The 8343-nt window shown below is 63.5% G+C and carries 6 protein-coding genes; 2 read left to right on the top strand and 4 right to left on the bottom strand.

Going from position 1 to position 8343, the window contains the following annotated elements; all coding sequences use genetic code 11:
- Positions 1-453 precede the first annotated feature (453 nt).
- Positions 454-3534, top strand: a complete 3081-nt coding sequence (locus tag RT131_RS15185) for a TonB-dependent receptor (RefSeq protein WP_313173630.1) — start codon at positions 454-456, stop codon at positions 3532-3534.
- 372 nt (positions 3535-3906) lie between these two features.
- On the opposite strand, the gene RT131_RS15180 is transcribed toward RT131_RS15185, so the two are convergent.
- Together RT131_RS15180 and RT131_RS15175 are read right to left on the bottom strand one after the other, a co-directional pair.
- Complete coding sequence (locus RT131_RS15180) at positions 3907-4527, bottom strand: glutathione S-transferase (RefSeq protein WP_313173629.1); 621 nt, start codon at positions 4525-4527, stop codon at positions 3907-3909.
- Positions 4528-4545: 18 nt separating this feature from the next.
- Complete coding sequence (locus tag RT131_RS15175) at positions 4546-5349, bottom strand: NYN domain-containing protein (protein WP_313173628.1); 804 nt, start codon at positions 5347-5349, stop codon at positions 4546-4548.
- A gap of 127 nt (positions 5350-5476) precedes the next feature.
- Here RT131_RS15175 and RT131_RS15170 point away from each other — a divergent pair, with 127 nt between their 5' ends.
- Positions 5477-6757, top strand: a complete 1281-nt coding sequence (locus tag RT131_RS15170; protein WP_313173627.1) for an NAD(P)/FAD-dependent oxidoreductase — start codon at positions 5477-5479, stop codon at positions 6755-6757.
- Between the two features lie 21 nt (positions 6758-6778).
- On the opposite strand, the gene RT131_RS15165 is transcribed toward RT131_RS15170, so the two are convergent.
- Complete coding sequence (locus tag RT131_RS15165) at positions 6779-7180, bottom strand: GFA family protein (RefSeq protein ID WP_313173626.1); 402 nt, start codon at positions 7178-7180, stop codon at positions 6779-6781.
- A 335-nt stretch (positions 7181-7515) separates the two neighbouring features.
- Positions 7516-8343 (bottom strand): RNA polymerase sigma factor RpoH (gene rpoH / locus RT131_RS15160; RefSeq protein WP_313173625.1); only part of this gene is annotated, 828 nt, incomplete at its 5' end.

The following is an 8343-nucleotide window of genomic DNA, read 5'->3' as shown; positions in this document are numbered from 1 at the left end:
GGGAGCCAGGCGTAGTGCCGAGCCATGCTCGGCAAGAGGCCTTCCCGGTAAAGCCCCAACAGCCAACCCCTCCCCAGCCCTCCCCTTGGCCTGTGGCCAAAGGGAGGGAGCCAAGCGCAGTGCCGAGCCATGCTCGGCACAAAGCATTCCCGGTAGGGCCCCTTGCCGAGCATGGCTCGGCACTACCTCCTCCCCCCGCCCCTCGCCAAGCCCATCGCCCCGGCCATATTGCGTAGCAACATGCGTCAAACCCTTGGCTGTGCTAAAAAATGCGCGCCAATCGTTTAGATCGATCCAAATCGACACCCCCACGATCCCGGCAACGGAACCCTGCTCGAGCGCCAAACCAATCATTGAGCGAACGCAACAAGGCCCCGGTTTCACCCGTTTTTAGATCGATACAAGTCCAAATCAACGTGACAGTTAGCGATTCAATCCAGGAGAGGGAGAGAAATGAAACAGATCACACGCAAGCACGGCCGCGACACTTTGTCCGCTGCCATTGCCGTCGCCTTGTTCGCCGTGGCTGCCGTTCCCGGCGCTGCATTTGCGCAACAGGCCAGCACCAGCACCGATGCCACCACGCTCGACAGCGTCAACGTCACCGGTTACCGCTACGCCATCGAAAAAAGCCTTGAGCAGAAGCGCGACGCCAATGCCGTGGTCGAGGTGATCACCGCAGAAGACGTCGGCAAGTTCCCCGACAAGAACGTGGCCGACGCGCTGCAGCGCGTGCCCGGCGTGATCATCACCCGCAGCGGCGGCGAAGGTAAGAACGTCAGCGTGCGCGGCCTGTCCTCGGAGCTGACCCTGACCGAGTTGAACGGCAACTACGTGGCCACTGCCGAATCCAACGGCGACCCGACCCGTTCGTTCAACTACACGCTGCTGCCGTCGAACATGCTGGGCAGCGCCGAGCTGTTCAAGTCGCCGGAAGCCCGCATCGACGAAGGCGGCATCGGCGGTACGGTGATCCTGCACACGCGCCGCCCGCTGGAAATGGAAGCCAACACCGGCTTCGTCTCCGTTGAAGGCACCTGGGCCGACACCACCAAGAAGACCGACGGCCAGCTTTCCGCCTCCTACGCCTGGCATGACAAGGACGACCGTTTTGGCGTGTTCGTTGGCTATACCGACCAGAAGCGCACCACCCGCACCATGGGCGCCAGCACCGAAGGTTGGTCCTGGTATGGCCGTGACGAAGGCGGCACCGCGGTCGATGTCCACGGCAATCCCTCGGACTTCAACTCCAACTGGTGGGGCGGCACCGGCTTCTACGACCAGAACGGCAAGTACTACACCGGCTTCATGATGCCGACCTCGGTGAACCTTGACGTCAAGGACGAGGAACGCGAGCGCAAGGGCGGCCAGTTGACCCTCCAGTTCAAGCCGCTGGACAACCTCACCCTGACCGCGAACTACTTCCGCTTCGACCTGTCCCAGGACTCCCAGACCCACACCATCAAGGTGCCGGAATGGAACATCGCCCGTTATTGGGGCGACGGCAACTGGGCTGGCGGGCGCCTGCTCGACGGGCTGACCATGGACCCGAGCGGCACCATTGTCACCGGTGCCGACTACAGCCTGCATCCGGGCAAGACCTACTACTGCAGCGAGGATGAAGCTGCCGCCGGCGGCATGGCGCCGGGCGGCTGGGGTTCCGACGACTGCACCGTGCCGACCCCGCAGATCACCGGCAGCTACAACCGCGAAAAGGCACTGTCGCAGACCGCCGATTTCTCCGCCGAATGGCGCGGTGAGTCGGTCGACATCGCCTTCAAGGGTGGCCGCACCTGGGCCAAGGGCGGCCCGTCGCTGCAGTTCTCGGTGCCGCTCAAGCCGCGCAGCCAGAATGCCGACGGCAGCTGGAACCTGGGCAACCTGGCCAGCGCCTGGAGCCTGGCTGGTACCCCGTCGATGGCGTTCTCGCCGGAACTGATGCAGAACCTGAAGAACGGCATCCTGCAGGTTGACCTCGGCTCCACTGGCTCGTCGTGGACCCGCAACACCAACCAGCAGAAGTACGCGCAGATCGACACCACCTGGCACAACGACAGCGGCTTCCTGGAATCGCTGCAGTTCGGCGTCAAGTACCGTGACGGTGGCATCCACCGCAGCACCGGCAACAGCTACTGGGCCTGCCCGGGCACCGATGCCAGCGACTACGAGAACCGCTACTGGAACGGCGGCTGCAACGACCTCGCCCTGCAGTTCTCGCCCGACTTCATCTACGGCATGGGCAACCTGGCCGGCGGCATCAATGCAAGCGCGTTCCCGGCCATCAACTACCCGGCCTACATCGCCCATCTGAACAAGACCTACGGGCCGATGCAGACGCGCAACGAAGACAACTTCGTCTACAACGTGGACGAAAAAATCTACTCCACCTACCTGCAGGCCAACTTCCGCACCGAACGCCTGCGCGGCAACGTCGGCGTGCGTGTGGTCAGCACCCGCCAACACGCCGACTCCACCGACAAGGTCACCTCGTACAACGATTACTTCTACGACGACGCCAACGGCAACCCGCTGGCCTGCCAGGCCGGTGACACGGTACCGGGTGCCGCACCGGCACGTACCTACTGCGGTACCGAAGGTTATTGGCGTCTCTCCGACAGCGAAGCGCGCGTCGAGTCGTTCGCTGTCAGCGGCCTGGACCGCAGCTACACCGACGTGCTGCCCAGCTTCAACATCGTCTATGACCTGACCGACAACCTGCTGCTGCGTGCGGCAGCCTCCAAGGTGATCGCACGCCCGAGCTACAACAACATCGCCGCACCGGGCAGCCTGGAGTACTTCAGCCCCGAATACGTCAATGACCGTCGCCTCACCGGTGGTGCCAGCGAGCAGGGCTGGTACGGCTCGGGCAGCAACAAGAACCTGGAAGCCTACAAGGCCACCCAGTACGACATCGGCGTGGAATGGTATTTCCAGCCCGGCTCGGTGCTGGGCCTGGGCCTGTTCCGCAAGGACGTCAGCAACTTCTCGGTGCCGGTGGTGCAGGACGTCACCCAGAACGTCGGCGGCCAGAGCGTGGTCGTACAGAACTACTCCACCACCGCTGGTGGTCGTGACGCGGTGTCGCAGGGCCTGGAGTTCTATGCCCAGCACACGCTGGATTTCGGTCTGGGCTTCCAGGCGAACTACACCTGGAACGACACCAACGAAGCGGCCATCACCCTGGAAGACGGCACCGAGATCGGCAAGTCACCGCTGGTAGGCAGTGCCGAAAACCAGGCCAACTTCACCGTGTTCTATGAAGTGGAAAAGCTGTTGCTGCGCGCCTCGTGGAACCGTCGCGGTGAAGTGGTGCAGGGCCTGGTCAGCGGCCTGAACCTCTACCAGGAGCCCTACCAGCAGATCGACCTGAACGCTGCGTACAACATCACTCCGGCGCTGAGCCTGAGTGCCTCGGTGTTGAACCTGACCAAGGAAGAGACGCGCACGCATCTGGGCAACGACACCAAGGCCCGCTTCTACTCCAACGGTTACGCTGGCCGCGTCGTCTACTTCGGCGTGAACTGGAAGTTCTAAGGCGTTGTAGCCGTGCCCAGTGCACGGAGGTAATGAAAAGCCGCGCTGGCAACAGCGCGGCTTTTTCTTTGCAGATACCGCAAAGAGCGACGGAAGCAGCCTTTCCTTCTCCCGCTTGCGGGGGAAGGTGCCCGAAGGGCGGATGGGGGTGCTGTTGCTGTTGCTGTTGCTGTTGCTGTTGCTACAGCATTTCCTGCCAAAGAAACCACAAGGCAAAGTCAAAAGCTCCCCTCACCCCAACCCCTCTCCCGCAAGCGGGAGAGGGGCTAGTATTCCTGCATTCCTGCATTCCTGCATTCCCGCACCCCCGCACTCCCGCACCCCCGCACCCCCGCACCCCCGCACCCCCGCACCCAAAATCTTCGCATCAACTCAAGTCAACGCCGTCATCACCCCTTTCCGATACGCCGGCCGCTGCTGCAAGCGCGCATACCACGCCGCCAGATGCGGCAGTTCCGGGCGCTGGATCGGCATTTCAAACCAGGCGTAGATGAAGGCGCCCAGCGGAATATCGCCCATCGCAAAGCGCTCGCCGGACAGCCACGGCTGCTTCTCCAGCGCCGCATCAACCAGCGTCAGCAACTCACCACAACGCAACAACGCCGCAGCGATACGCGCCTCATCACGATCAGCGGGTGCGGTGCGCACAACGCCCCAGAACAGATCACGGAAGGCCACCGCAAAGCTCGACGTGGTCCAATCCATCCATTGCTCGCTGCGCGCACGCTCCATCGGATCGGCCGGATACAGCACATCCAGTGCATAGCGCGCGGACAGGTAACGCACGATGGCGTTGGACTCCCACACCGGCAGGCCATGGTCCTCGATCACCGGCACCAGGCCGTTCGGGTTCATCGCGCGGTATTCGGCGGTCTGCGTGCCGCCAAATGCACCACCCACCTCGATCGACTCATACGGCAGGCCGATCTCCTCGGCACACCACAGCACCTTGCGCACATTGCTGGAATTGCGCCGGCCCCATATCTTCAACATGCATCCACTCCTTCCAGATCAACCTTCATCACGCGCACCCTTGCGTGGCAGCGCGCGTACCGCCGATGCCTTGCCTGCACGCTTGACCTCGAACAGGCCGGTGGCATCGATCAACTCGCTCAGCTTCCGATAACCATAATTGCGCGAGTCGAACGATGCGCGGTTGGCAATCTGGTTGCCGACCGAACTCAGCAGTGCCCAGCCTTGCTCATCCGCCGCCGCATCCACCGCGCCGCGCAGCAGGTTCAACAAGCGCGTGTCACCGCGCAGTTCATTGCTGCTGCGCGGCTTGATCGGTGCCGCAGGCGGCTCGGAGACTTCCGTTGCAGCCGCCGCAGGCGGCACACTGCTGGTGGCCACCTGCTCGACGACTTCGGACGCATCGTTGCCCAGCGCTTCCAGATAGGTGAACTTCGAGCAGGCGTTGACGAAGGCCAAGGGCGTCTTCTGTTCGCCGAAGCCATACACCTTCACGCCATCGGTGAGGATGCGCATCACCAGCGGGGTGAAGTCGGCATCGCTGGAGACAATCGCGAAGCCATCCAGGTTGCGCGCGTACAGCAGGTCCATCGCGTCCACCACCATCGCCATGTCCGAGGCGTTCTTGCCCTTGGAGTAGGCGAACTGCTGGATCGGTCGGATCGCGAACTCATGCAGCACGCTTTCCCAACCCTTCAAGCGTGGGTTCTTCCAGTCGCCGTAGGCTCGGCGCACGTTGGCCACGCCGAAGGCGGCCACTTCCACAAGAATCTCGTCGATCTTCGATGACGGTGCGTTGTCGGCGTCGATCAACAACGCGATACGCTTTTCGGGCTCAGACACGGGGTGACTCCATGGCGGCAAGCTGACCGCCAGTATCGGTCATCGCTGTTTCAAAGCACATCAATGCGATGATGGGCGCTGACAACCCGCCCCCACGGCCGGTTCACCGGCCCCACCGGAGTACGTCATGCCGCAACACCCGCACCTTGTCGTCATCGGCGGAGGTTTCGCCGGGCTCTGGGCCAGCCGAGCACTGGCCGATGCCCCCTTGCGCATCACCCTGGTCGATCGCCGCAACCACCATCTGTTCCAGCCCCTGCTGTACCAGGTCGCCACCGCCGGCCTGTCCTCGCCGGATATCGCCGCGCCACTGCGGCATATCCTCGGCAGGCAACGCAATATCGAGGTACGACTGGGCGAAGTGGTGTCCATCGACAAGCACGCCAGAAAGGTGCAGCTCGGCGATGGCAGCCAGATCGCTTATGACCTGCTGCTGGTCGCCAGCGGCGCCACCCATGCCTACTTCGGCCACGACGAATGGGCGGCCGATGCGCCCGGCCTGAAGACCCTGGACGATGCGCTCTACCTGCGCCGCAAGCTGCTGCTGGCCTTTGAGCGCGCCGAGGCCGAGCCTGACCCAGCCAAACGTGCAGCCTGGCTGAGCTTTGCCATCGTCGGTGGTGGCCCCACCGGCGTGGAACTGGCCGGCACCCTGGCCGAGATCGCCCGGCATACCTTGAAAAACGAGTTCCGCCATATCAATCCGGCCGATGCCAAGGTGCGGCTGGTCGAAGCCGGGCCGCGGGTGCTGTCTTCGTTCCCGGAAGTGCTGTCGCTGAAGGCACGCCGCCAGCTGGAGAAGCTGGGCGTGGAAGTGCTGACAGGCACCGCCGTCAACCATATCGACGGACAGGGTTTCCAGCTCGGTGACACGCATGTACCGGCGCGTACCGTGGTGTGGGCCGCCGGTGTCGCTGCCTCACCGCTGGCGCGCACGCTGGAGGTACCGCTGGACCGCGCCGGCCGCATCCAGGTGGAGCCGGATCTCACCGTCCCCGGCCACCCCGAGATCTTTGCCGGTGGCGATCTGGTGTCGCTGATGCAGGCCAATGGCCGGCCGGTGCCGGGCGTGGCCCCGGCCGCCAAGCAGATGGGCAGCTACGTTGCGCAGGTGATCCGCGCGCGCCTGGCCGGCAAGCCGGCGCCGCCACCATTCCGCTACAACGACCAGGGCAACCTCGCCACCATCGGTCGCATGGCGGCCATCGTGCATGTCGGCAAGCTGCAACTGTCCGGGCTGCTGGCCTGGTGGTTCTGGCTGGCCGCGCACGTGTTCTTCCTGATCGGCTTCCGCAACCGGCTGGTAGTGCTGCTCAACTGGGCGGTGGCGTATTGGAGCTACCAGCGCAGCGCGCGCATCATCCTCGGCGATGCCGACGAGGGCGATGGCAAGGAACCCGCGGGCTGATCGCAGCCAAGCCAGCGGCAATCAGCTGTTGCCGTTGGCGAACTGCTCGAATACTTCGCGCCCGGTGAGTTTCGGCGTCTCGTTGGCGAGCTCGTAGTACGACGGCTTTTCGTCGATGAAGATCTGGCTGGCCAGTTCGAACGATTGTTCCTGGAACAGCCCGGCCGGCACGAAGTATTCGCCGTCCGGCACCAACCGGTAGTACAAGTGGGTGCCGCACTGTGAGCAGAAACCGCGCTCGGCCCAGTCTGAGGATCGATAGGTCTTCAACGCACTGCCGATGACCTGTACCTGGTCATCGCAATGCACCGCGAACAGCGGCCCACCGGACCAGCGTCGGCACATGCTGCAATGGCATAGACCGATTTCGGAATGCTCATTGGCGATCACTTCGACCGCACCGCACAGGCAGTTCCCTTTCATCACCAGCTCCATCTGCAAGAGGAATGCCGAATCTACACGGGAAAGCTCACCGGTAGTGCCGAGCCATGCTCGGCAGGGGCTTTACCAGCACCCCGTCCGTAGTGCCGAGCCATGCTCGGCAAGGGCTTTACCAGCACCCCGTCCGTAGTGCCGAGCCATGCTCGGCAGGGGCTCCATGCACGGACCAACCGCCACCGGTAACGCCTCTGCCGAGCATGGCTCGGCACTACAGGGGGTAAATTCGTGCACAAGGCCTCTTGCCGAGCATGGCTCGGCACTACAAAAAAGAAAGGCCCGGGTTTCCCCGGGCCCTCGTGTTACTGCGGCAGCCTTGCTCAGGCGGCGAACAGTGCCTTCATCTTCTTCAGCGCGTTGGCTTCGATCTGGCGGATGCGCTCAGCCGAAACGCCGTACTCATCTGCCAGTTCCTGCAGCGTCACCTTGCTGTCGGCTTCCAGCCAACGGCGGGCGATGATGTCGCGCGAACGCTGGTCAAGCTTGGCCAGGCCTTCACGCAGCACGCTCAGCTGGTTGTCTTCGCTGTCCTCGCGCTCATAGGCCTGCGACGGATCTTCATCGCGTGCGACCAGATACGCAGCCGGCGACGGCGGCGCATGATCATCGTCTTCATCCGACGGCGCATCGAAACCGATGTCACGACCGGACAGGCGCGATTCCATCTCCATCACTTCACGCTCGGAGACGTTCAGATCCTTGGCGACAGCGCTGACCTCGGCGGCGTTCATCCAGCCCAGGCGGGTCTTGGACTTGCGCAGGTTGAAGAACAGCTTGCGCTGCGCCTTGGTCGTGGCGACCTTGACGATGCGCCAGTTCTTGAGGATGAACTCGTGCATCTCGGCACGGATCCAGTGCACCGCGAAGGAGACCAAGCGCACGCCCATGTCCGGGTCGAAGCGCTTGACCGCCTTCATCAGGCCGATGTTGCCTTCCTGGATCAGGTCGCCCAGCTGCAGGCCGTAGCCGTTGTAACCGCGGGCCACGTGCACCACGAAGCGCAGGTGCGAATGCACCAGCTCACGCGCGGCGTTCAGATCCTGCTCGTCACGGAAGCGACGCGACAGTTCCTGCTCCTCATCGACCGACAGCACCGGGATCTGGTGCACGGCACCGATGTAGGCGTCCAGCGAACCGAGCGCACTGGG

The organism is Stenotrophomonas sp. (assembly GCF_032066555.1).
Lineage (GTDB): Bacteria > Pseudomonadota > Gammaproteobacteria > Xanthomonadales > Xanthomonadaceae > Stenotrophomonas.
Note: the sequence above shows the minus strand (reverse complement) of the source record. Positions and strands in the feature narration are given on the sequence as shown.

Excerpts from the sequence above, each read along its gene's own strand:
- RT131_RS15165 (WP_313173626.1), bottom strand. The coding sequence starts at position 7,180 with ATGAAAGGGAACTGCCTGTGCGGTGCGGTCGAAGTGATCGCCAATGAG.
- RT131_RS15185 (WP_313173630.1), top strand. The coding sequence starts at position 454 with ATGAAACAGATCACACGCAAGCACGGCCGCGACACTTTGTCCGCTGCC.
- RT131_RS15180 (WP_313173629.1), bottom strand. The coding sequence starts at position 4,527 with ATGTTGAAGATATGGGGCCGGCGCAATTCCAGCAATGTGCGCAAGGTG.
- RT131_RS15170 (WP_313173627.1), top strand. The coding sequence starts at position 5,477 with ATGCCGCAACACCCGCACCTTGTCGTCATCGGCGGAGGTTTCGCCGGG.